Annotated in this window: 19 protein-coding genes and 1 riboswitch; of the genes, 13 read left to right on the forward strand and 6 right to left on the reverse strand. The window is 61.8% G+C overall.

Translation table 11 applies throughout. The features are described from left to right. Positions 1-26: 26 nt before the first annotated feature. Positions 27-977, forward strand: a complete 951-nt coding sequence (locus ACS3QZ_RS12630) for a GlxA family transcriptional regulator (RefSeq protein ID WP_456038146.1) — start codon at positions 27-29, stop codon at positions 975-977. A 3-nt stretch (positions 978-980) separates the two neighbouring features. On the opposite strand, the gene ACS3QZ_RS12635 is transcribed toward ACS3QZ_RS12630, so the two are convergent. After that, positions 981-2,357, reverse strand: coding sequence for a multicopper oxidase family protein (locus ACS3QZ_RS12635; RefSeq protein WP_456038147.1), 1,377 nt, complete (start codon positions 2,355-2,357; stop codon positions 981-983). 805 nt (positions 2,358-3,162) lie between these two features. Between ACS3QZ_RS12635 and ACS3QZ_RS12640 the strand changes: the two genes are divergently transcribed. From ACS3QZ_RS12640 to ACS3QZ_RS12685, 10 genes are all read left to right on the forward strand, one after another. Continuing rightward, a complete protein-coding gene (locus ACS3QZ_RS12640) occupies positions 3,163-4,206 on the forward strand; it encodes a TRAP transporter substrate-binding protein (protein WP_456038148.1) in 1,044 nt (347 codons plus the stop codon). Between the two features lie 295 nt (positions 4,207-4,501). Next, positions 4,502-6,040, forward strand: coding sequence for a benzoate-CoA ligase family protein (locus tag ACS3QZ_RS12645; RefSeq protein ID WP_456038149.1), 1,539 nt, complete (start codon positions 4,502-4,504; stop codon positions 6,038-6,040). Beyond that, positions 6,037-6,861: an alpha/beta fold hydrolase gene (locus ACS3QZ_RS12650; RefSeq protein WP_456038150.1), complete on the forward strand. Its 825-nt coding sequence runs from the start codon at positions 6,037-6,039 to the stop codon at positions 6,859-6,861. The genes ACS3QZ_RS12645 and ACS3QZ_RS12650 overlap by 4 nt, the downstream gene beginning before the upstream one ends. Further along, complete coding sequence (locus ACS3QZ_RS12655; protein WP_456038151.1) at positions 6,858-7,283, forward strand: DUF309 domain-containing protein; 426 nt, start codon at positions 6,858-6,860, stop codon at positions 7,281-7,283. Before ACS3QZ_RS12650 ends, ACS3QZ_RS12655 begins: the two co-directional genes overlap by 4 nt. 166 nt (positions 7,284-7,449) lie before the next feature. Next, positions 7,450-9,111: a 2,3-epoxybenzoyl-CoA dihydrolase gene (boxC, locus tag ACS3QZ_RS12660; protein WP_456038152.1), complete on the forward strand. Its 1,662-nt coding sequence runs from the start codon at positions 7,450-7,452 to the stop codon at positions 9,109-9,111. A gap of 106 nt (positions 9,112-9,217) precedes the next feature. Further along, on the forward strand, positions 9,218-10,669 hold the full coding sequence (boxB, locus tag ACS3QZ_RS12665) for a benzoyl-CoA 2,3-epoxidase subunit BoxB (RefSeq protein WP_456038153.1): 1,452 nt from the start codon (positions 9,218-9,220) through the stop codon (positions 10,667-10,669). A gap of 54 nt (positions 10,670-10,723) precedes the next feature. After that, positions 10,724-10,894: a hypothetical protein gene (locus tag ACS3QZ_RS12670; RefSeq protein WP_456038154.1), complete on the forward strand. Its 171-nt coding sequence runs from the start codon at positions 10,724-10,726 to the stop codon at positions 10,892-10,894. A 67-nt stretch (positions 10,895-10,961) separates the two neighbouring features. Further along, positions 10,962-12,149: a benzoyl-CoA 2,3-epoxidase subunit BoxA gene (gene boxA, locus ACS3QZ_RS12675; protein WP_456038155.1), complete on the forward strand. Its 1,188-nt coding sequence runs from the start codon at positions 10,962-10,964 to the stop codon at positions 12,147-12,149. A gap of 2 nt (positions 12,150-12,151) precedes the next feature. Further along, positions 12,152-12,598 (forward strand): acyl-CoA thioesterase, encoded by a 447-nt coding sequence (locus tag ACS3QZ_RS12680; protein ID WP_456038156.1) that lies wholly within the window; start codon positions 12,152-12,154, stop codon positions 12,596-12,598. Between the two features lie 96 nt (positions 12,599-12,694). Further along, positions 12,695-13,612, forward strand: a complete 918-nt coding sequence (locus ACS3QZ_RS12685) for a helix-turn-helix transcriptional regulator (RefSeq protein WP_456038157.1) — start codon at positions 12,695-12,697, stop codon at positions 13,610-13,612. A gap of 89 nt (positions 13,613-13,701) precedes the next feature. Here ACS3QZ_RS12685 and ACS3QZ_RS12690 read toward each other — a convergent pair whose 3' ends face one another. Further along, positions 13,702-14,487, reverse strand: a complete 786-nt coding sequence (locus ACS3QZ_RS12690; protein WP_456038158.1) for an enoyl-CoA hydratase-related protein — start codon at positions 14,485-14,487, stop codon at positions 13,702-13,704. An 81-nt stretch (positions 14,488-14,568) separates the two neighbouring features. On the opposite strand from ACS3QZ_RS12690, the gene ACS3QZ_RS12695 reads away from it, so the two are divergent. Next, a complete protein-coding gene (locus ACS3QZ_RS12695) occupies positions 14,569-16,632 on the forward strand; it encodes an FAD-dependent oxidoreductase (RefSeq protein WP_456038159.1) in 2,064 nt (687 codons plus the stop codon). Here the strand turns inward: ACS3QZ_RS12695 and thiQ are convergent. From thiQ to ACS3QZ_RS12715, 4 genes are all read right to left on the reverse strand, one after another. Beyond that, a complete protein-coding gene (gene thiQ, locus ACS3QZ_RS12700; protein ID WP_456038160.1) occupies positions 16,624-17,316 on the reverse strand; it encodes a thiamine ABC transporter ATP-binding protein in 693 nt (230 codons plus the stop codon). The genes ACS3QZ_RS12695 and thiQ overlap by 9 nt on opposite strands. Next, entirely contained in the window at positions 17,303-18,853 is a 1,551-nt protein-coding gene (locus ACS3QZ_RS12705; protein ID WP_456038161.1) for a thiamine/thiamine pyrophosphate ABC transporter permease ThiP, read from the reverse strand. Before ACS3QZ_RS12705 ends, thiQ begins: the two co-directional genes overlap by 14 nt. Further along, on the reverse strand, positions 18,829-19,806 hold the full coding sequence (gene thiB, locus ACS3QZ_RS12710) for a thiamine ABC transporter substrate binding subunit (RefSeq protein ID WP_456038162.1): 978 nt from the start codon (positions 19,804-19,806) through the stop codon (positions 18,829-18,831). Before thiB ends, ACS3QZ_RS12705 begins: the two co-directional genes overlap by 25 nt. 36 nt (positions 19,807-19,842) lie before the next feature. Beyond that, positions 19,843-19,951, reverse strand: a riboswitch (TPP riboswitch). Between the two features lie 124 nt (positions 19,952-20,075). Next, positions 20,076-20,768 (reverse strand): COQ9 family protein, encoded by a 693-nt coding sequence (locus tag ACS3QZ_RS12715; RefSeq protein ID WP_456038163.1) that lies wholly within the window; start codon positions 20,766-20,768, stop codon positions 20,076-20,078. Between the two features lie 108 nt (positions 20,769-20,876). Here ACS3QZ_RS12715 and rpsU point away from each other — a divergent pair, with 108 nt between their 5' ends. Beyond that, positions 20,877-21,083 (forward strand): 30S ribosomal protein S21, encoded by a 207-nt coding sequence (gene rpsU, locus ACS3QZ_RS12720; protein WP_005614280.1) that lies wholly within the window; start codon positions 20,877-20,879, stop codon positions 21,081-21,083. Positions 21,084-21,162 lie beyond the last annotated feature (79 nt).

Genomic DNA, 21,162 nt, shown 5'->3' on the forward strand with positions numbered 1-21,162 from the left:
GCGCCTGATCACGAGACCCGCCGCCCATGGACCGTCCCGAACGCTTTGCCTTTCTTCTGGTGCCCGAATTCACCCACATCGCGTTTTCCTGCGCGATCGAACCGTTGCGCATTGCCAACCTCATCGCCGGAAAGACGCTTTATGAATGGGTGCTGGCCAGCAAGCAAGGCGGAAGCGCCACGGCATCGAACGGGATCGTGACACTGGTGGATTGCACCTATCGCGACCTACCGGCCTGCGACCGGGTGTTTGCCCTGTCCGGCATCCATGTCCACAAACACGTGGACGCGGAACTCCTTAACACGATGCGCCGCGAACGGGCGCGCGGGGCCAAGCTGGGCGCCTTGTGTTCCGCTGCCTATCTTCTGGCCAAGGCCGGGATGCTGGAAGGTAAGCGCGCGGCGATCCACTGGGATTTCCATGACGGGTTCATGGAGGACTTTCCGGGGGTGAACCTTGTCAGCAGTGTATTTGTTGCCGATGAAGCGATCACCACCGCGTCGGGAGGAACGGCGACAGCGGACCTGATGCTGCACCTGATCGAGAAAACCCATGGCGCGGACCTTGCCATCGCCGTGGCGGACCAGATGGTCTACAACGCCGTGCGCGAGGGATCGGCGGAACAGCGGGTCTCGCTACAATCACGCCACGGGATGCGCAATCCGCATCTCGTGAAGGCGATCCAGATCATGAGTGATTGTATCGAACGTCCGAAATCTCCATCGTTCATCGCCGAAGAGATCGGCATCTCCACACGCCAACTGGAACGCCAGTTCGGACGGCATCTCAACTGCTCGCCCAAGAAATACCTGATGGACCTGCGCCTGCAACGGGCCCGCAACCTGCTGGTGCAGACGGATCAAAGCGTGACCGAAGTGGCGCTGGCCTGCGGCTTTGAAAGCCCGGGACATTTCGCGCGTGTTTATCGAACGAAGTTCGGCATCACGCCCACCGCGCAGCAGGCCAAGCTGAGCTGACTATCAGGTCACGCGGAACCATGTTTTCATGCCCGCCGTCTGATGCGACAGCATGTGACAATGGATCAGCCATTTGCCGGGATTGTCCGCGACAAAGGCAAAATCCCGCGCCTCTCCGGGATTGACCAGCACCGTATCCTTATGCGTCCCGAACGTACCATCTGCCAGAACTTCCTGAAAATGGGTGCCGTGCATGTGCATTGCATGGGGAAAGGCCGTGTCGTTGCCCATCGACAACACGACGGTTTCGCCGCGCGAAACCTCGATCAGCGGTGTTTCGGGCAACCCGGCCTCCCCGTTCAGGGTCCAGAGCTGCCCCTCGGCCACAAGCTCGCGCATCGAGAGGGTCTTGCCCTTGTAGCGCCCCTCTTGAAGCCCCCCCATGGCCCCGCCCTGCATCAAGAGCGGCACTTTGCGTGCATCATCGGTAGAGGTCAGGGTGGCAATCGGGTTGGGCGGCAATGGCTTGGGCATGGGGCGGCGCGACGCTGTCCCCGCGCCCGTGACCGGGTATTCGTTCAAAACGTAACCCGTGTCGCGCTGATGAAACACGACCAGAACCTCGCCGCCGGTCTCTGCCGTGACATCGACGATCAGATCCACCCGCTCTGCCGGACCGAGCACCAGCATGTCGAGCGTTTCGGGCGTGCGCAGCGGCATCCCGTCACGCGCAACGACCCATCCTTCCACACCCCGCAATGAAACGGGCATGATCCGGTCCGTCGCCACGTTGACCAGCCGCAGTCGCAGTCTTTCATTGGGGGCGAACCCCTTGGGCGCAGGATCAATCACGGCCTGGATAAAGTTGCCCATGCGCCCGGCATGGCTCAGGTCATGCATGTTGCCAAAATCATCCGACACCTGCGCCTCGGGGGTGAGGCGCCAGTCCTCCAGAACCACCGTCAGATCGCGGTCCACCTCGGGCGCGTCGGGTTCGTCTACCACCATGACGCCATAGAGCCCGCGCGCCACCTGCTCCATGGAGCGGTTGTGAGAATGATACCAATACGTGCCCGCATCGCGCAGGGTCAGATCATAAAGGAACTCTCCGCCCTTTGGCACCGCGTCCTGCGTCATGCCCGGCACCCCGTCCATGGCATTGTCAATCCGTAGCCCGTGCCAGTGCACCGCCGTCGCCTGCTCCAGGTCATTGTGCAAACGCAGGAGGGTCTGCGCACCTTGCGGGGCGCGGATTGTTGGTCCGGGCACGGACCCGTTGAATCCCCAGACCTGCGTTGCGGGATACTCTGCCTCGACAAGCTGCACATTGGCGGCACCCGCCCGAAGCAGGGTTTCCCCCGGATTGGCCCGCAGCATGGTGGGAAAGAGTGCTGTGGCGGCAGCGCCCTTGAGTACGGTCCGACGGGTGAGTGTGGTCATTGGCAGCCCATGAGTTTTTGAGAGTCCATGCGGAAATGTAGCCACACATGGGTTGACGAACCATACAACAATCCGTGTCCGGTGCCGAGGCGGGGTCGTTTCGAAACAAAATCGACAGGACGGCCTTTGATTCGATTCTTTTGACAAAAGTGTCAGAGACCAAAGCGGCGATTCTGCCCCGGGATCCTTGCCCGGCCACAGGCGGTTTGTCGCACCGAAGAGGCCGTGCACCCGCCGGATCCAGCCAATGCCAACCACAAGCGGGCACCGCTGGCTCGGGCCGATGACCCACCGGCGGCACTGCCCCAACTACCGTGCACGATAAAGTGCAGGCTCAAACCGGAACATGGTTTGGACGATGTGTTGCAAGGCAGCGCAATGCACCGGAGTGCACGCCGGAAAAGGGGACGCGGCGGGCAACGTTGCCAGCCCAAAATCAGCAATGGTGCAAAATGTTACTGATTCCTGCACATTTAGCCCTTGATGGTTACATTTTGCTGGTTTGAAAAAGTCTGGCAACAATGATGCGCGAACATCTAATACGGAGCACGAATACTACCGATTTCCACGCAAAAGTTTCCACTTGGAAGCCCACCCCTGTTCATTGAATTTGCGTTCAGGGGATTGGAATGCTGCACAACCCGTTTGCAGAATTCAGAAAAAGGCTAAGGTGGACGTCCTTGAAATGGGGATCGGCACAGTGTCGCTCGGTAAAATAGTTCTTGGCATTGTGACGCTAGGCATTATTATGCACACCATGCAATAATTTGGCATTATAGTGCCAAAGGTCATTTGGGAGGTAGACATGACCACTCGCAGAACAATTCTCAATCTCATCGGCGGCGTGGCTGCCGCGGCGCTGACCGCTGGCGCGGCCATGGCACAGGACGTGACCCTGCGCATGCACCAGTTCCTGCCGCCGCAGGCAAACGTACCGAAGCTGGTGCTGGACGTCTGGGCTGACGCTGTCGAAAAGGACTCCGGTGGCAAGATCAAGATCGAACGCTACCCCTCGATGCAGCTGGGCGGCAAGCCGCCAGAGCTGATGGACCAGGCGATTGACGGCGTGGCTGACATCGTTTGGACGGTTGTGGGCTACACCCCCGGTCGCTACCCGTCGACCGAAGTTTTCGAACTGCCCTTCATGGTGGAAGATGCGCGCGCCGCGTCCTATGCCTATTGGAAGATGTTCGATGCGAACATGAAGGACACCGAGTTCAAGAACGTGCACATTCTGGGCACGTGGGTACACGGTCCGGGCATGTTCCACACCAACAAGCCGGTTGCCAAACCGTCTGATCTGGAAGGCATGAAGATCCGTGGCGGTTCGCGCCTCGTGAACGAACTGCTGACCCTGACCGGGGCAACCCCGGTGGGCATGCCGGTTCCGGCCGTGCCGGAAGGTCTGTCCAAGGGCGTGATCGACGGTACCACCATTCCGTGGGAAGTGACCGCCGCTCTGAAAGTGCCGGAACTGGTGGATAACCACACTGAATTCCAAGGCCCGGCGCTCTACAACCTGACCTTCGTTCTGGCTATGAACAAGCCCCGCTACGATTCGCTGCCTGACGATCTGAAAGCAGCAATCGACAAGAACTCGGGTCTGGACTTCTCGGTCTTCGCCGGTGGCACCCAGGCCGACTCGGACGGCCCGGCGCGTGAAGCAGCTGTTGCCCGCGGGAACAACATCATCACCGTCTCCGAAGCCGATGCGCAGGAGTGGAAAGCCGTTGTTCAGCCGATCTATGACACCTGGATCGCCGACATGGCGAAGCGCGGTCTTGACGGTCAGGCCATGATCGACGAAGCGCGTGCGCTGATGGAAGAGTACAAGAAGAACAACATGTAATCCGAATACGGATCACCTGTTGAGAGGGCCGCAGCATCTGCTGCGGCCCTTTTTCGTGTTCGATCAAGACACCGGAAAACACTCGTCCCCGCGAATTCCAATTCGCGGGGCAAGCCCACTCGCACGGACCTTTCCCCTGCCTCAATCGACCACTCAACGCCATTTAATGCATTATTTTGCCTATCTTGGCAAAATTTTGCTACAAATCCGCGATCTTTTGTGCACTATTAAGCATAGGCGAGTCGGCACACCGGGGAGGACGGTGCGCCGGCCCAAGCGCGAGGGAGGACAGGACATGTCAGGAAACGAGAACGCGGCGGTCTATTTCGTCGACCGCCATATCAACGAGGGACGCGCGGAAAAGGTCGCGTTTCGCGAAGCGGACGGGGCACGGCGGAGCCTGACCTACAGGCAATTGGCCGAAGAAACCGCGCGGTTTGGCGGGGCGCTGCTCCGGCATGGCGTGCGGCGCGAAGAGCGTATCGCGATGATCGTGCGCGACCAGATCGAATTCCCTGTCGTCTTCTGGGGCGCGATGAAAGCCGGGGCCATTCCGGTACCGCTCAACACCCTGTTGTCGGCCTCGGTCTACGAGGCCATCCTGAATGACAGCCGCGCCTCGATCCTCGTGGTGTCGGAACAGCTCTGGGAAACCGTGAAACCGGCCATCGCCGACAACACCGCGTTGCGCGCGGTTCTGGTGATCGGCGACGCCCCCGAGGGAACCGAAAGCTACACCACCTTTACCACGGGCGCGGAGCCAATCGAAACGGTCGATGCCCATGGCGACGAGCTGGCTTTCTGGCTCTACTCCTCGGGCTCGACCGGCACGCCCAAGGGTGTGCGCCACGTGCATTCCAGCCTCAAGGCCACCGCCGACACCTTTGGCGCGCAGGTGCTTGGCATCCGCGAAGATGACACCGTGTTTTCGGTCGCCAAGATGTTCTTTGCCTACGGGCTTGGCAACGCCATGTCCTTTCCGATGTCCGTCGGCGCCACCACGGTCATCTTTGGGGGCCGCCCCACGCCGGACGGGGTGTTCGAGATCATGGCCCGCGAAAAACCCTCGGTCTTCTGCGGCGTCCCGACGCTCTTCGCGGCGGTGGTCGCCGAACAGGAGGCCAAGGGCGGCGCACCGGATCACGCCATCCGCATCAGCACCAGCGCAGGCGAAGCCCTGCCCCGCGAAATCGGCGAGCGCTGGGAAAAACTCTGGGGCTGCGAGATCATCGACGGTGTCGGTTCGACCGAAATGTTGCATATCTTCCTCTCCAACCGCCCCGGCGACATTGCCTATGGCACTTCGGGGCGCGCGGTTCCGGGCTATGAGGTCCGCCTTGTGGACGAGCATGACGAAGACGTGCCCGAGGGCGAAGTTGGCGAACTTCTCGTGCGCGGCCCGTCCAGCGCCGAGGGTTACTGGAACCGCCGCCACAAAAGCCAGTCCACCTTCGAAGGTCACTGGACCCGCACCGGGGACAAGTACGAACGCGACTCCGAGGGGCGTTACATCTACTGCGGCCGCACGGATGACATGTTCAAGGTCTCCGGAATCTGGGTCAGCCCGTTCGAAGTGGAACAGGCGCTGATCGAATTTCCCGGCGTACTGGAAGCCGCGGTGGTCGCACGCCGCGACGATGAGGACCTTGTCAAACCCGCAGCTTTCATCGTGATGAAGGAAGGCGCCACCGCCCCGGATGGGCAGACGCTCAAGGATTTCGTCAAGGACAAGATCGGCATGTGGAAATACCCGCGCTGGGTGTCCTTTGTCGACGAACTGCCCAAGACCGCCACGGGCAAGATCCAGCGTTTCAAACTGCGGGACAGCGCATGACCGCGCTGGACTGGAAGACCGGCGCGGGGCGCTTGACGGCGGGCGGCAAGGCGTTGGAATGGGCGGCATGGGGACCAGAGCCCAAGGACGGCCCGGTGATCGTGATGCTGCATGAAGGGCTGGGCTGCGTCGCGCTTTGGCGCGACTTTCCAGAAGCACTGGGCAAGGCAACCGGCCTGCCGGTCTTTGCCTATTCGCGCGCGGGCTACGGTCGGTCGGACCCGGCAGACCTCCCCCGACCGGTCGATTACATGAGCCGCGAAGCCACCGAGGTTCTGCCAGAAGTATTGAACGCAATCGGTGCAAGGCAGGTCATCCTGCTGGGCCATTCGGACGGCGCGACTATTGCCGCCGAATACGCCGGGCGGGTCGAGGATTTCCGCGTGCGCGGCCTGATTCTGATGGCCCCGCATTTCTTTACCGAACCCATAGGGCTGGCTGAGATTGCCGATGCCAAGGTCGCCTATGAAAGCACCGATCTGCGCGCAAGGATGGGCAAGTATCACGCCAACCCGGACAACGCGTTTCGCGGGTGGAATGATGCGTGGCTGAACCCTGCATTTCAGGATTGGGACGTGAGCGAGGTAATCGACTACCTGCGTGTTCCGACACTCGTCATTCAGGGTGAGAAGGATCAATACGGAACGCTGGCGCAGGTGGAAGAGGTCGAGACCCGCTCCTATGCGCCGGTGGACACGCTGGTTCTTGCTGAGTGTCGCCATTCCCCCCACCAGGATCAGCCGGAACAGGTGATGGCCGCGGTGGCCGAGTTCGCCGCACGGCTGGTGCGGATCGAGGCGGCCGAGGTGGAAACCGCATGACCTTACCCCCGGCCTGGCGCCCGCCCCATGCCTATGTGCCGGGGCAAACGCCGCGCCACGCGGACGGGCTGTTTGACGGGTTCGGTTTCGATATCGACGACATAAAAGGGTCAGACCGGTGGGGTCTGGCCCTTACCTTCATCAGGGAGGGGTATTTCTGGGAAGCGCATGAACTGCTTGAACCGATCTGGATGGCCCTGCCCGCCCCAAGCGCCGAACGGCGCGTTGTTCAGGGACTGATCCAACTGGCCAATGCCGGCTTGAAACGTCGGATGAAGCGCGACAGGGCCGTAGCACGGCTCGAAGCCATTGGCCGTGATTTGCTCAACGACGCCGACGCCCCCCGCGGCAAAGCGATTCTCGGATTGAACGACTCAGAGATCGAAGCGCTGTGGCGCTCTGCGATACACAACCCCACCTGAGCACAATTATGCATTATATTGCGTGTTTCGTGGTGATTTTGACCGTTTCTCACGAAAATGTAGGTTGAAACCCACTAAATAGACGCATTATTGTGCATCTACAGGGTTTACCAACAACCAAATAGGCACTATCGTGCATACACCATAAGGCACGAGGAAACGCGACATGACCAAGCTGATCGACTTTCAGACGGACCCCTCCAAGTATCGCCACTGGCGGGTTGAATATGACGGCCCCGTGGCCAACCTGATCATGGATGTGGATGAAAATGCCGGTCTGTTTGACGGGTACCAACTCAAGCTCAACTCCTACGATCTGGGCGTGGATATTGAACTTGCCGATGTCGTGCAGCGGATGCGGTTCGAACATCCCGAGGTCAAAGTCGTGGTGATGAAGTCCGGCAAGGAAAAGGTGTTCTGTGCCGGCGCGAACATCCGTATGCTGGGCGGCGCGGCCCACAGCCATAAGGTTAACTTCTGCAAGTTTACCAACGAAACTCGCAATACCTTCGAGGCCGCCGAAGCGGACTCGGGCCAGAAATACGTGGCCGCCGTCAAGGGCGCCTGCGCCGGGGGCGGGTACGAGCTGGCGCTGGCCTGCAACCACATCATGCTGACCGATGACAGCGCGTCTTCGGTAGCGCTTCCCGAGGTGCCGCTTCTGGCGGTGCTGCCGGGCACCGGTGGCCTCACCCGCGTGACCGACAAGCGCAAGGTGCGCCGGGACCGCGCGGATATTTTCTGCACCATCGAAGAAGGGGTCCGCGGCAAGCGCGCGCAGGACTGGCGCCTTGTGGATGAGGTGATTTCGAACGCCAAGTTCGACGCCGCCGTCGAAGAGCGCGCCAAGGAATTTGCCGCCGCATCAACCAAGGCCGACGTTGAAAAAGGTATCGAACTGACCCCCCTGCAACGTGAGATTGGCGCAGACGGAAGTGTCACCTATTCGCTGGTCGAGGTGGCCGTCGACCGCGACGCGCGCACGGCAACCGTTACGCTGCATGGCCCCGAAGAGGATGCCCCGGCGGACATGGCAGCGTTTTCCGAGCAGGGCGCACAGGCCTACATGCTGCGTCTGGCGCGCGAGCTGGATGATGCATTCCTGCACCTGCGGCTGAACGAAATGGAGCTGGGTCTTCTGGTGCTGCGCACACAGGGCGATCCCGAGGCATTCCTCGCACACGAAGCCCTGCTGCTGAACAATGCCGATCACTGGCTCGCCAACGAAGTTCTGCATTACTGGAAGCGCATCCTGAAGCGGGTCGATGTGACTTCGCGGTCCATGGTGGCGCTGGTCGAGCATGGCTCGTGCTTTGCCGGTATCCTCGCGGAACTGCTGTTCTCGGTGGATCGCTCCTACATGATGGAAGACGAGTTCGAGGGTGATAATCGCCCGCTGGCGACCGTCACGCTGAGCGAGGCCAACTTTGGCCGCATGCCAATGGGCAATGACCTGACCCGGCTGGAAACCCGCTTCCTTGGTGAACCCGAGAGCGTGGAAAAGGCCAAGGCCGCCATTGGTGAGGCGCTGGAAGCAGATGACGCCGATGAACTGGGGCTGGTGACCGAAATCCTTGATGATATCGATTGGGAAGACGAGATCCGCATCTTCATGGAAGAGCGCGCGAGCTTTAGCCCGGATGCGATGACCGGCATGGAAGCCAACCTGCGCTTTGCCGGACCCGAGACAATGGAAACCCGGATCTTTGGCCGCCTGACCGCATGGCAGAACTGGATCTTCAACCGCCCGAACGCGGTCGGGGCCGAAGGCGCGCTACAGCGCTATGGCACCGGGGTGCGCGGCAAATACAACATGGAACGTGTGTAACGTGACGCAGATGCCGGGCTAAGGCCCGGCCTACGGACCCCGGCGAATGTCGGTACCGATGACAAGACGCAGGCCGCGCGGATGCCGGCACAACGGAGGAAACCCAATGCTTGATTTGATCAACGTAAGCTACGACACGCAGATCCCGAACAATGTCGGTCTGTCGTCGGACAAGAAAGTGCTCAAAGCGCTCGAAAAATGGCACCCCGGTTACATCAACTGGTGGAATGACCTGATCCCGCAGAAATTCCAGGAATCCATGGTCTATCTGCGCACCGCCGTGAGCGTGGACCCCAAAGGCTGGGCCAAGTTCGACTATGTGAAAATGCCGGAATACCGCTGGGGTGTTCTTCTGGCCCCCGAAGTGGAAGGGCGCACCATTCCCTGTGGCGAACACAAGGGACAGCCCGCATGGCAGGAAGTGCCGGGTGAATACCGCAACCTGATGAAACGCCTGATCGTCATTCAGGGCGACACCGAGCCGGGTTCGGTCGAACAGCAGCGTTTCCTGGGCCTGACCGCGCCGTCGCTTTATGACATGCGCAACCTGTTCCAGGTGAACGTGGAAGAAGGCCGTCACCTCTGGGCCATGGTCTACCTGCTTCAGAAATACTTTGGCCGCGATGGCCGTGAAGAGGCGGATGACATGCTGCGCCGCTCATCGGGTTCCGAAGAAGCCCCCCGCATGCTGGGCGCCTTCAACGAAGAGACCCCCGATTGGCTGTCGTTCTTCATGTTCACCTATTTTACCGACCGCGACGGCAAAATGCAGCTGGAATCGCTGGCACAGTCGGGCTTTGACCCGCTGTCGCGCACCTGCCGCTTCATGCTGACCGAGGAAGCGCACCATATGTTCGTGGGCGAAACCGGCGTGGGCCGCACCATCGAACGCACCTGTCAGGTGATGAACGAAAACGGCATCACCGACCCCTACGACACCAACAAGATCCGCGACCTGGGTGTCATCGACCTACCGACCATCCAGAAGAAGCTCAACCTGCACTACACGCTGAGCCTCGACCTGTTTGGCCAGGAGGTCTCGACCAACGCAGCCAACGCGTTCAATGCCGGGATCAAGGGCCGTTATCAGGAAAACCGCATCGACGACGACCACATGCTGACCAACGACACCTATGTCGTCTGGGACATGGTCGATGGCCAGGCGGTACAGCGCGAAGTACCTGCACTGACCGCGATCAACATGCGCCTGCGCGACGATTATACCCGTGACGCGGCGGGTGGCGTGGGCCGTTGGAACAAGATCATCGCCAAGTCGGGGATCGAGTTCGAACTCAAGCTTCCGCACGAAAGCTTCAACCGCAAGATCGGCGTCTTTGCCGGGCACAATTTCGACCCGGATGGCAAAGTTGTCAGCGGCGCGGAATATGATGCGGGCCTGCCCAAGTGGCTGCCCACCCACGCGGATGGCGATTTCATCCAGTCGCTGATGAAACCCGTGACCGAGCCGGGCAAATATGCCGGCTGGATCAACCCGCCCAAGGTCGGCATCGACAACAAGCCGGGTGATTTCGAATACGTCAAACTGCACATGGCGTAATGTCCCAACCGGGCGGGGCTATCCCCGCCCGCCTTTCCGATGTAGGGTGACAACATGAGAATCGATCGCAATATCGGACACGCCCCGCGCGTTGAAGCCATTGGCCAGAAGCTGATGGAAAGCCCGATTCGCTGCGTGGACTGCACGGAATGCAAGGGGCTTTGCCAGGAACTGATCGAAGTTCTGGTCTTGCCCGACATGGTGCTCAAGGGCCGGGATGGTTGATCGCTTCGGCGCCCCTTTCCCGCCTTTCACCTCAAATGACACTTCCCTTTGAACTGGAGCGCCTCTCGTGAACCAGCCTCTCAAGCAACATCTGATCGACCCGGAAATCTGCATCCGCTGTTACACCTGCGAGATGACATGCCCCGTCGGTGCCATCCAGCATGACGACAACAATGTCGTGGTGGATCCGGACAGCTGCGACTTCTGCCTGGATTGCATCCCCGTCTGCCCGACCGGATCGATCGACGAGTGGCGCGTCGTTGAGACACCCTATTCCCTTGAGGACCAGTACGGCTGGGATGAGCTACCGGAACAGGCCGAGATCGGCGAAGGCGCTGACGGTGGTGCCGAGGCGCTGGACCCGGCGATTGCCGCTTTGCTCGACGACGCGCACAAGGGCGCAGGCGGCAAGGCGCGCGCACCCGAAAGCGCCGCCAAACCGACCATCAACATGTACACGATCGGCAAGCCCGCCACCGCGACCGTTCAGGGCAATTTCCGCCTGACCGCATCCGAGGCCGAAACCGATATTCGGCTGGTTATCCTGAATGTCGATGGACAAACCTTCCCGGTACTTGAAGGTCAGACCATCGGCATCATCCCCCCCGGCACGGACGAGAACGGCAACCCACACCTGCCCCGCCTCTATTCCGTGTCGAGCCCGCGTGATGGCGAACGCCCGAACTACGGCAACGTTTCCCTGACCGTGAAACGCGAAGAACACGGGGTCGCATCGAATTTCATCTGCGACCTCAAACCGGGCGACGAAGTGCAGGTCACGGGGCCCTTCGGCTCGACCTTCCTGATGCCGGACGATCCCGAGGCACGCCTGCTCATGGTGTGCACCGGCACCGGCTCGGCCCCGATGCGGGCCTTTACCCAGCGGCGCGCGCGCACCGTGGGCAACAAGTCAGGTGGCATGACCATGTTCTTTGGTGCCCGCTCGCCCGAGGAACTGCCCTATTTCGGCCCCCTCAAGAAACTGCCCGAGTCGCTGCTGAAAACGCACATGGTGTTTTCCCGCCTGCCCGACCAGCCCAAGGAATACGTGCAGGACCGGATGATGGCCGAAGAGGAATCCGTGGCCGAACTTCTGGCCGACCCCAAGACACATATCTACATCTGCGGCTTGCGCGGCATGGAGGAAGGGGTCGAGAAGGCTTTGACCAATATCGCCGAGAGCATCGGTACGCCATGGGCGGCCCTGCGCGACGTGATGCGCAACGAAGGCCGCTATCACGTGGAGACTTACTGAGCATGGACGGAACGACGGGCGGGCATCCGCATTTCGAACACGAAATCCGGGTGACATGGGGCGATTGCGATCCCGCAAAGATCGCCTATACAGCGCGCATCCCCTGGTTTGCGCTGGATGCGATCAACGCATGGTGGGAGACCCACCTTGGCGGCGATGGATGGTTCCAGATGGAGCTGGACCGCAATGTCGGCACCCCCTTCGTTCACATGTCGCTGGATTTTAGCGCCCCGATCACCCCGCGTCACCGACTGATATGCCAGGTCGATCCGATTGACCTCGGCAACAGCTCCATCCGCTTTCGCGTACTGGGAAGACAGGATGGCGTCTTGTGTTTCTCGGGAGAGTTTGTATGTGTGTTCATCGTGGCGGACAGCTTCTCCAAGCAATCCGTCCCAAGCGATATTCGCGCAATTGTCGAACCGCTCCTGCGCCCGGTCGGCGCATGATATTGCAGCTTTTGAAGCTGGTTCGCGCTTAAACAATTGATCGCTCGCCCGATCCGCGCTAATTTTTGCATTAAAATACACAACAGGCGTGGTCCGATGGCGGAAATCACGAATTTCAGGGGCGATACGCAACCCGTCGAGCAATTGTCCTCGATTGACCGGGCCGTGCAGCAGCTGATTGTCCGTGTCGGCGACCGCGTGCGCAAGGCCCGCGAACGCAAGGGCATTCCACGCCGCGTACTCTCGGAACGCTCGGGCGTCAGCCCGCGCTACCTTGCACAGCTCGAGGCCGGGGCCGGGAATATCTCGATTGGCCTGCTGGAGCGCGTCGCGATCGCGCTGGACCACCGCATCGAATGGTTTGTCGGAGAGGAAGATCCCTGGACTTCGGATTCGGTCAAGGTCGCTACCCTGTTTCAATCCGCCGACCGGGCGACGCAGCAGGCGGTGCTGGGCATGCTTGGCCCCTCGGAACCGGGATTGCAAAAGGCGCATCGCATCTGCCTGCTGGGGTTGCGCGGGGCGGGCAAATCGACACTTGGGCGCGCGGCGGGTGAGAAGCTGGACCTGCCGTTCCTCGAACTCAACCGCGAGATCGAGGATCACAGCGGCATGCCCGTGTCAGAAGTGATGGCGCTTTATGGGCAGGAAGGCTATCGCAAGCTCGAAAGTCAGGCGCTTCAGCGGGTGATCGCCACGCATGACTCGGTCATCCTTGCCGTGGCGGGCGGCATCGTGGCCGAGCCGATGACCTACAACACGCTCCTGAGCAATTTCCACACTGTCTGGGTCAAGGCGAGCCCCGAAGAACATATGAACCGGGTGCAGGCGCAGGGCGACGATCGGCCCATGGCCGGGAATCCCGAAGCCATGGAACAATTGCGGTCCCTGCTTGTCAGCCGCGAGGCGCTGTATGACCGGGCCGAAGCGCGGCTGGATACCACGGGGCGCAATTTCGACCAGTCGCTGGGCGACCTCTTGGCCCTGATCGAGAGCGAAGGGTTTCTGGGTTAGGATGCAAGGGGGCGTTGCCCCCTCTCGGTCCGATGGACCAATTCACTCCCAGGGTATTTCCGGAAAAAGAAAGAGGGGGCCGACGCGCCTTATTCGAAGTTCGGTTTGCGCTTTTCGAGGAAAGACAGAACGCCCTCGCCGTAGTCGGAATGTGACCCGGCGATCCCCTGCAGGGCGGCTTCCTGTTTGAGATAGTCCCCGAGACCGGGCGCTGTGGCGGCGGCCGCCATCGCCTGTTTGATACAGGCCAGCGCCGTGCGGGGGGTGGAAGCGAGTTTGCTCACGACAACTTCGGTTTCGGCCTGAAGCGCCTCATCCGGCACCGATTTCCAGATCATGCCCAGATCGGCGGCATGGTCAGCCGGGATCGCTTCGGCCAGCATCAGCGCCGCCTTGGCGCGGGGCATTCCGAGGCTACGCAGCAGCGCGAGGCCACCTCCGGCATCTACCGACAGGCCGACCTTGGAAAAAGACTGGATAAACTTGGCCGATTGCCCTGCGATCACGATATCACAAGCCAGCGCCAGCCCCGACCCGGCCCCCGCCGCGACCCCGTTCACGCTGGCCACCACGGGTTTGGGCATATTGGCAATCGCCCGCACGATGGGGTGATAAAGTTCGGCCTGAATGGCTTCGAGGTCGAAGGGTTCGTCCCGTCCGCGCGGGTCGCGTTCCGAGAGATCCTGCCCCGCGCAAAAGCCCCGCCCCGCCCCGGTCAGGCAGACCACCCGCACCGAATCATCCGCCGCTGCCGTGTCGATCTTGTCCCGCAGCATCAGGATCAGGTCGCGCGTGATCGCGTTCAGGCGCTCCGGGCGGTTAAGGGTGATGGTTGCGATTCCGTCACTTAAGGACATCAGCACTGGGTCAGTCATGAGCGTCTCCTTTTGGTGATTGCGATATAGCACGTTTTGTGCATTAAAAAGCACAAATTACAGAAATCCACAGGAGCGCGCATGTCTGTAACATTTCGCCGCGAAGGCCCGGTTGCCTATGTCGAGCTGGACAATCCCCCGGTCAATGCCATTGGTCTGAGCATTCGGCAGGGGTTGATGGATGCCCTTGATTGGATCGCCGAAGAGGCGCATCTGGACCGGGTGATCCTGAGCGGCAAGGGCCGCGCCTTCGCAGCCGGCGCGGATGCACGTGAATTCGATGCCGCCCCCATGCCGCCGCACCTGCCCGACGTGATCCGCCGGATGGAGCAATGCGAAGTGCCGTGGATTTCCGCCGTGGATGGCGTCGCACTGGGCGGCGGGTGTGAGCTGGTGCTGGGCTGTCATTATAGGATTGCGACCCCCGGCGCCCTGATCGGCCTTCCCGAGGTGACACTGGGTGTGATCCCCGGCGCCGGCGGCACGCAGCGCCTGCCGCGCCTCGTCGGGCTGGAGACCGCGTTGCAGATGATCTCGACGGGCAAGCCGGTGAACGCGGCCCGCGCGCTTGAAGTTGGCCTTGTGCACGAGGTCGCCGAAGACGCGCTCTTTGCCGCCGAGGAAGTGAATGCCGAGCTGCTGACCACCCTGCCTGCACTGGCCGATCTTCCGGGGCCCGAGATGGACGCCAACGCGGTGAATGCCGCGCGGGTGAACGCGTCGAAGAAAACCGCGCAACAAGTGGCACCGCAGCGGGCGATTGACCTGATCGCAGCAAGTTGCTCGGAACCGTTCGAGACCGCCATGCTCAAGGAACGGGCCACGTTCCTCGACCTGCGCCAGGGCGATCAGGCACGCGCCCTGCGCCACGCGTTCTTTGCCGAACGCGCCGCCAAGGCGCCTGAGCGTCTCAAGGCCGTTCCCACACCGGAACTGACGCATGTCGCGGTTGTCGGTGGCGGCACGATGGGCGCGGGCATCGCCTATGCGCTCCTGAACGCCGGGCTGCGGGTCACGGTTCTGGAGACCAGCGCCGAAGGGGTGGAACGCGCGCAGGCCAATGTGGAAAAGATCATCGCCGCCAGCCTCAAGCGCGGGTTGATCAACGACGCCAAGGCCGAAGACCGCCGCGCGCGGCTGGTCTGCAGCGATGATTACGGACAGGCGGCGGATGCCCAACTGGCCATCGAGGCGGCGTTTGAAAGTATGGAGGTCAAGAAAGACGTCTTTACCAAGCTGCAGGCGGTGATGGCCCCCGACGCGGTGCTGGCGACCAACACATCGTATCTTGATGTCGACGAAATCGCCGCCGTTCTTGAAGACCCGACGCGCATGGTCGGCCTGCATTTCTTTGCCCCGGCGCATATCATGAAGCTGCTGGAGATCGTGAATGGCAAGGCCACGTCCGACGCTGCTCTGGCGCTGGGGTTTGATCTCGCCAAGCGGTTGCGCAAAGTGCCGGTGCTGGCCGGAGTCTGTGACGGGTTTATCGGCAACCGCATTCTCGCCCGCTATCGCGAGGCGGCGGATTCGCTGCTGCTGGATGGCGCGCTGCCTCAGGACGTGGACGCCGCGATGCGCGGGTTCGGCTATGCCATGGGCCCTTACGAAGCTCAGGACCTGTCGGGTCTGGACATCGCCTTTGCCAACCGCCGCCGCCAGGACGCGACCCGCGATCCCAACCGGCGCTATGTGGCGATTGGCGACAAGATGGTCGAGGCCGGGCGGCTGGGGCGCAAGACCGGCAGCGGTTGGTATGACTATTCCGATGGTCAGACGGTCGATCCCAAGGTGGCCGAGATCATCGCGGCAGAGTCGGCAGTGGCGGGCGTGAAACGGCGCGAGATCGGCGCGGAAGAAATCAGCCGCACGCTGGTTCTGGCGATGATCAACGAAGCAGCCGACATCATCCACGAGGGCATCGCCCAATCGGCGCGTGATGTCGATCTGGTGACGCTGTTTGGCTATGGCTTCCCGCGCTGGCGCGGCGGGCTGATGCATTACGCGGATGTGTTGGGGCCAAAAACGGTTCTGCAAGGCATCGAAGCCCTGTCTGCAAATGACCCCGTGGCATGGACAGTCAGTCCGCTGATCCGCGACTGTGTCGAGCGCGGCATCTCCTTTGCCGAGGCAAGCTCAGCCTAGATACGCCTTGAGCGCGGGGGGCGGATTATCGAGCAGTGGTGCGGTGTCTTGCGGAGCAAGCGCCGCGCCGTCGGCCACAAGAATGGTCTGTTGCGCCACGCGCCGCGCATCCTCGGGGTCATGACTGACCATCAGGAGTGTGGCGCCCGTCTCGTCGAGAAGCTCGGCCAAAAGGTCGAGCATTTCTGCCTTGAGAGCAGGGCCAAGCGCCGAGAACGGCTCATCCAGCAACACCAACGGGCGGTCCTGCACCAGCACGCGTGCCAATGCGACCCGGCTTTGTTGACCTCCTGACAAAGCAGAGGGTTTGCGTGCGCCATACCCCGCCAGCCCAACACGGGCGAGCGCCTCTTCCACCCGCCGGGTGTCTTCACCGCTCAGCCGCAGATCGGGGCGCAGGCCAAGCCCGACATTCTCAGCCGCGCTCAGGTGGGGAAACAGGTTGTTGTCCTGAAACAGCATCGCCGCCGGGCGCGCGCCCGGGGCCGTTGCCGCGATATCCTCGCCGTTCCAGAGCACCCGCCCGGCGACAGGCTCCAGAAACCCAGCAATCAGCGACAACAGCGTCGACTTGCCCGCGCCCGAGGGGCCAATCACCGCCACGCGCGCACCGTCGTCTACCGAGAAATCAGCGGACAGGCGGAAGTCATCCTGAACGATGGAAACCCCTTCAAGCGTCAGCATGGCCGCGCCCTCCTTTGTCAAACAGCCAGAACAGGCCAAAGCTCAGGCCCAGCAACAGCACGGCGGCCCCGGCGGCGGCCTCGATCCGGTAGGCTCCCATCAGGCGATACATCTGGAGCGGCAGGGTGGCGGTCTCGGGATCGGCAAAAAGCGCGATCACGCCAAGATCCCCCATCGACATCGCCGCCGTCAGACCACAGGCAAAGCCAAGACTGCCCCGGATGCGCGGCAACAGCACGATCCGCATCCACGACACCCCGCGCAGGTTCAGCGTCGCGCTCAACCGCCCATACCCCTGCACCACGTCGCGCACGGGCGGCACCATGATCCGCAACGCAAAGGGCAGCGCCATGACCGCATTCACCACCGCCGTGACCGGAAAGGCAAGCCGGAACGGATCGGCAATCGGGTAGATCACGATGAACAGCCCGGTGCCAATCACCAGAGGCGAGGCGGCAATCCCCAAAAGCCCCACCGCTTCGATCCGCCCGCGCCCAGACGCCGCCAAGGAGATCGGCAAGGCAAGACACAGCATCAGCGCCGTCGAGCCAAGCGCCACGATCAGCGACACGCCCGCCGCGCGCCAGACCGACAGCGGCAGTTGGGCCAGCCCCGGCAATCCATCGAGCAACACAAGCGCGATCGGTAACACAAGAAACAATGCGGCCAGCGCGATCCACAGCGTATCGACAATACGAAGCGCACGGGTTTCCGCATCCCAACGGCGCAAGGCGCGATCCATGCCCGCCCCGAAACTGTCGCGCCCCGACAGGCGCAGCGCCAATACCGCCGCCATGCCGACCAGCACGATCTGAACACAAGCCAAAAGCGCGGCCCGCCCCAGATCGAAATCAAACCGGAAGGCCTGATAGATGGCGAGTTCCACGGTGGTCGCCTTGGGGCCACCGCCAAGAGTCAGCGCCACGGCAAAGCTCGACAGGCAGATTGCAAAGATCACCGCCGCCGCGCCGGGAAGCACGCGGGCCAGCATGGGTCGTTCCAGCGTGCGAAAGACATCACGCGGTCCAAAGCCCAGTTGCGCGGCCAACCGGAAGCGTTCGGCAGGGATATCCTGCCAGCCCTGCAGGATCAGCCGCGTGGCCAGCGGCAGGTTGAAGAACACATGCGCCAGCACCACGCCATGCAGGCCATAGACGCTGACTTCGGGCCAGCCCAGCCAGCGCAGGACGACGTTCACCAGTCCCGAGCGGCCAAAAACCGCGATCAGCCCCATGACCGCAACGATCACCGGCAGGATGAAGGGCGCGCCCAGGAGCGTGATCAACAGGCGCCGCCCGAAAAACCGCCGCCGCGCCAGCGCGCGGGCCACGGGAATGGCAAGCCCGACGCTGATCAGGGCGGAGAGCGTGGCCTGCAACAGCGTGAAGCGGATCGCAGACCATTCGGCGGGGCCAAGCCCGCGCCCGGCCTCGGCCCGCAAGGCCACGGCCAAAAGCGTGCCCAGCACGAGCACGGCGACCAAAGCCGCCGCGATCCTGCCGGGCCAGCGCGTTACTGCGTCAGCGCGCTCAGCCATTCCGCCAACGCTTCTTCGCGGATGTCCTGAACCTTGTCAGAGGCCACGAGCAGACCCTTGTCGGGGACGACAAGCGTTTCAAACCCTTTGGGCAGCCCCTCGGCCGGGGTCACCGCCGGGTACATCCAGTTGGTGGTCGGAATGATCGACTGGAACGCGTCCGACACCATGAAGGCCAGAAACTGATCCGCCAGCTCCGGCTGATCTGTGTTGGCCAGTTTGCCCGCCACTTCGATCTGCATGTAATGGCCCTCGTCGAACTTCACCGCATCCTTGGAGGCGTCTTCCTCGGCGATCAGGTGATAGGCGGGCGAGGTGGTGTAGGAGAGCACCATGTCGGCTTCGCCCTCGATGAACATGCCATAGGATTCCGACCAGCCCTTGGTCACGGTGACGATATTGTCGGCCAGCCCTTCCCAGATGGCAGGAGCCTCGTCGCCATAGGCGGTCTTCACCCACATCAAGAGGCCCAGACCCGGAGTCGAGGAGCGCGGATCCTGAATGACGATCTTGAGATCCGAGGCACCGAGGTCACGGAAGTTGGTCGGCGCATCGAGATCGGCATTCTTGACGAAGGCAAACACGCCCCAATCGTACGGCACGAACTGTGCATCATTCCAACCCATCGGGAAGGCGTAGTTGGCCGAGACGCTGTGATCGGCAAACAGGCCGGTTTCACGTGCAGCGGCGGTCAGGTTGGTATCGAGACCAAGCACGATGTCAGCCTCGGTGCGCGCACCTTCCAGCTTCACGCGCGCCAGAAGCGCGGCGCCATCGCCCGCACCTACGAATTTGAGGTCGCAGCCGCAGGTTTCCTCGAACGCTTTTTCAACGGCGGGGCCGGGCCCCCAGTCGGAGACAAAGCTGTCATAGGTGTAAACGGTGAGAACTGGGGTGTCGGCCACAGCGGATGTGGCAGCAAACAGTCCCGCGGCAATGCTCAGATACTTCATGGCATCCTCCTTATTGCGACGGGCGGAGCAAGTCGGAGCCATTGTCCGTACCTTCCCTCCGCCGGTCTTAACCGGTTCAGGTTCAACGGGTTCGCATCATGCATCTCAGCCGCCGCATCGCGCGGAGGCACCCCGAGGTAAGGCGTTATTTAGGCGTGGGCGGGACTTGTGGCAAGCGGTTTTGCTTTGAAGGGAAGGGGGCGCTGCCCCCTCTTGCGCCATCGGCGCAATTCACCCCCGGGGTATTTTGGGAAAAAGAAAGAACAGCCTCAGGAGGCGGGGTCGCGCCATTGGCCGGGCATGTCGTTGTTTGTGCCCGGTGCGCGAATCCGGACGAGCGCCTCCAGCGGCGCGGCCATGAGCTTACCCAGCGGTCCCTTGCGCACCTGTGCCTTGAATTTCTCGAACTGCATCACGTTTTCGATGCGCCGGTCGAGAAAGGCCCATGTCGCCTCGTGGCCTTCGCTGTCATCACCCAGCCAATAGAGCACGGTGGCACTGTAGACACCGGAAAGCGTGGCGCGCTTGGTGTACCAGTTCACATCTTCGGACGTGTCCCCGATTGCGGTCCAGATCGCGTCGCAGCTGCCCCAGATCAGCTCGGCCCCGGTGGGTGCGTATTGCGGCAGCGAAAACAGCGCCGTCCCGCGCCGGACGACTTCCTTGTCGTGACAGATCTCGAGCCGGGTGCGTACCGCATGGGTAATTTTTTCGCGAATCTTCATGTCCGACAGGTCTTCAGCAGCCAGTTTCGCCACCATCTCGGCGTCACCCTTCTTGTGAAAGGCCACCGCCAGATCCACCGCCCCGCGCGGGAAAAGCGCCTTGGCCACAACCGGGTCGATGCCGGTATCCATCACGGCCGCATCGAAGGTTTCCCGGGACCAGCCATCGAACGGCACATGCATCTCGGCGGCTTCCAGCAGGCGGGATTTCAGGTCATCATCGGGGGTGTGGGTCATGACGGGCTCCTTTGCGAGCGACATACTAGACATAGTTGGCGGGCTTTGCTATAGCGCGGGCTCCTGCAATTCCTTGCAACTCAAACTTAGAAAGGTGGTGAAAACCACATGCAGGTTAGTGTTCGCGACAACAACGTCGATCAGGCGCTTCGTGCCCTGAAAAAGAAGCTGCAGCGTGAGGGTGTCTTCCGCGAGATGAAGCTCAAGCAACATTTCGAGAAGCCGTCCGAGAAAAAAGCGCGCGAGAAAGCTGAAGCGATCCGCCGTGCCCGTAAACTGGCACGCAAGAAAGCCCAGCGCGAAGGTCTGCTCTAAGCGCCTTTGTTCCAGCTTTGGACACATGAAATTGACGACCCCCGTGGCCCCGCCTCGGGGGTTTGTCTTTTTGGGACCG

The sequence above is a fragment of the Shimia sp. W99 genome, assembly GCF_053851455.3.

Coding starts and splice junctions, on each gene's coding strand:
- ACS3QZ_RS12645 (WP_456038149.1), top strand. CDS start 4,502: ATGTCAGGAAACGAGAACGCGGCGGTCTATTTCGTCGACCGCCATATC.
- boxC (WP_456038152.1), top strand. CDS start 7,450: ATGACCAAGCTGATCGACTTTCAGACGGACCCCTCCAAGTATCGCCAC.
- ACS3QZ_RS12655 (WP_456038151.1), top strand. CDS start 6,858: ATGACCTTACCCCCGGCCTGGCGCCCGCCCCATGCCTATGTGCCGGGG.
- ACS3QZ_RS12685 (WP_456038157.1), top strand. CDS start 12,695: ATGGCGGAAATCACGAATTTCAGGGGCGATACGCAACCCGTCGAGCAA.
- ACS3QZ_RS12715 (WP_456038163.1), bottom strand. CDS start 20,768: ATGACCCACACCCCCGATGATGACCTGAAATCCCGCCTGCTGGAAGCC.
- boxB (WP_456038153.1), top strand. CDS start 9,218: ATGCTTGATTTGATCAACGTAAGCTACGACACGCAGATCCCGAACAAT.
- ACS3QZ_RS12705 (WP_456038161.1), bottom strand. CDS start 18,853: ATGGCTGAGCGCGCTGACGCAGTAACGCGCTGGCCCGGCAGGATCGCG.
- ACS3QZ_RS12680 (WP_456038156.1), top strand. CDS start 12,152: ATGGACGGAACGACGGGCGGGCATCCGCATTTCGAACACGAAATCCGG.
- ACS3QZ_RS12635 (WP_456038147.1), bottom strand. CDS start 2,357: ATGACCACACTCACCCGTCGGACCGTACTCAAGGGCGCTGCCGCCACA.
- thiB (WP_456038162.1), bottom strand. CDS start 19,806: ATGAAGTATCTGAGCATTGCCGCGGGACTGTTTGCTGCCACATCCGCT.
- ACS3QZ_RS12690 (WP_456038158.1), bottom strand. CDS start 14,487: ATGACTGACCCAGTGCTGATGTCCTTAAGTGACGGAATCGCAACCATC.
- thiQ (WP_456038160.1), bottom strand. CDS start 17,316: ATGCTGACGCTTGAAGGGGTTTCCATCGTTCAGGATGACTTCCGCCTG.
- ACS3QZ_RS12640 (WP_456038148.1), top strand. CDS start 3,163: ATGACCACTCGCAGAACAATTCTCAATCTCATCGGCGGCGTGGCTGCC.
- ACS3QZ_RS12630 (WP_456038146.1), top strand. CDS start 27: ATGGACCGTCCCGAACGCTTTGCCTTTCTTCTGGTGCCCGAATTCACC.
- ACS3QZ_RS12670 (WP_456038154.1), top strand. CDS start 10,724: ATGAGAATCGATCGCAATATCGGACACGCCCCGCGCGTTGAAGCCATT.
- ACS3QZ_RS12695 (WP_456038159.1), top strand. CDS start 14,569: ATGTCTGTAACATTTCGCCGCGAAGGCCCGGTTGCCTATGTCGAGCTG.
- rpsU (WP_005614280.1), top strand. CDS start 20,877: ATGCAGGTTAGTGTTCGCGACAACAACGTCGATCAGGCGCTTCGTGCC.
- ACS3QZ_RS12650 (WP_456038150.1), top strand. CDS start 6,037: ATGACCGCGCTGGACTGGAAGACCGGCGCGGGGCGCTTGACGGCGGGC.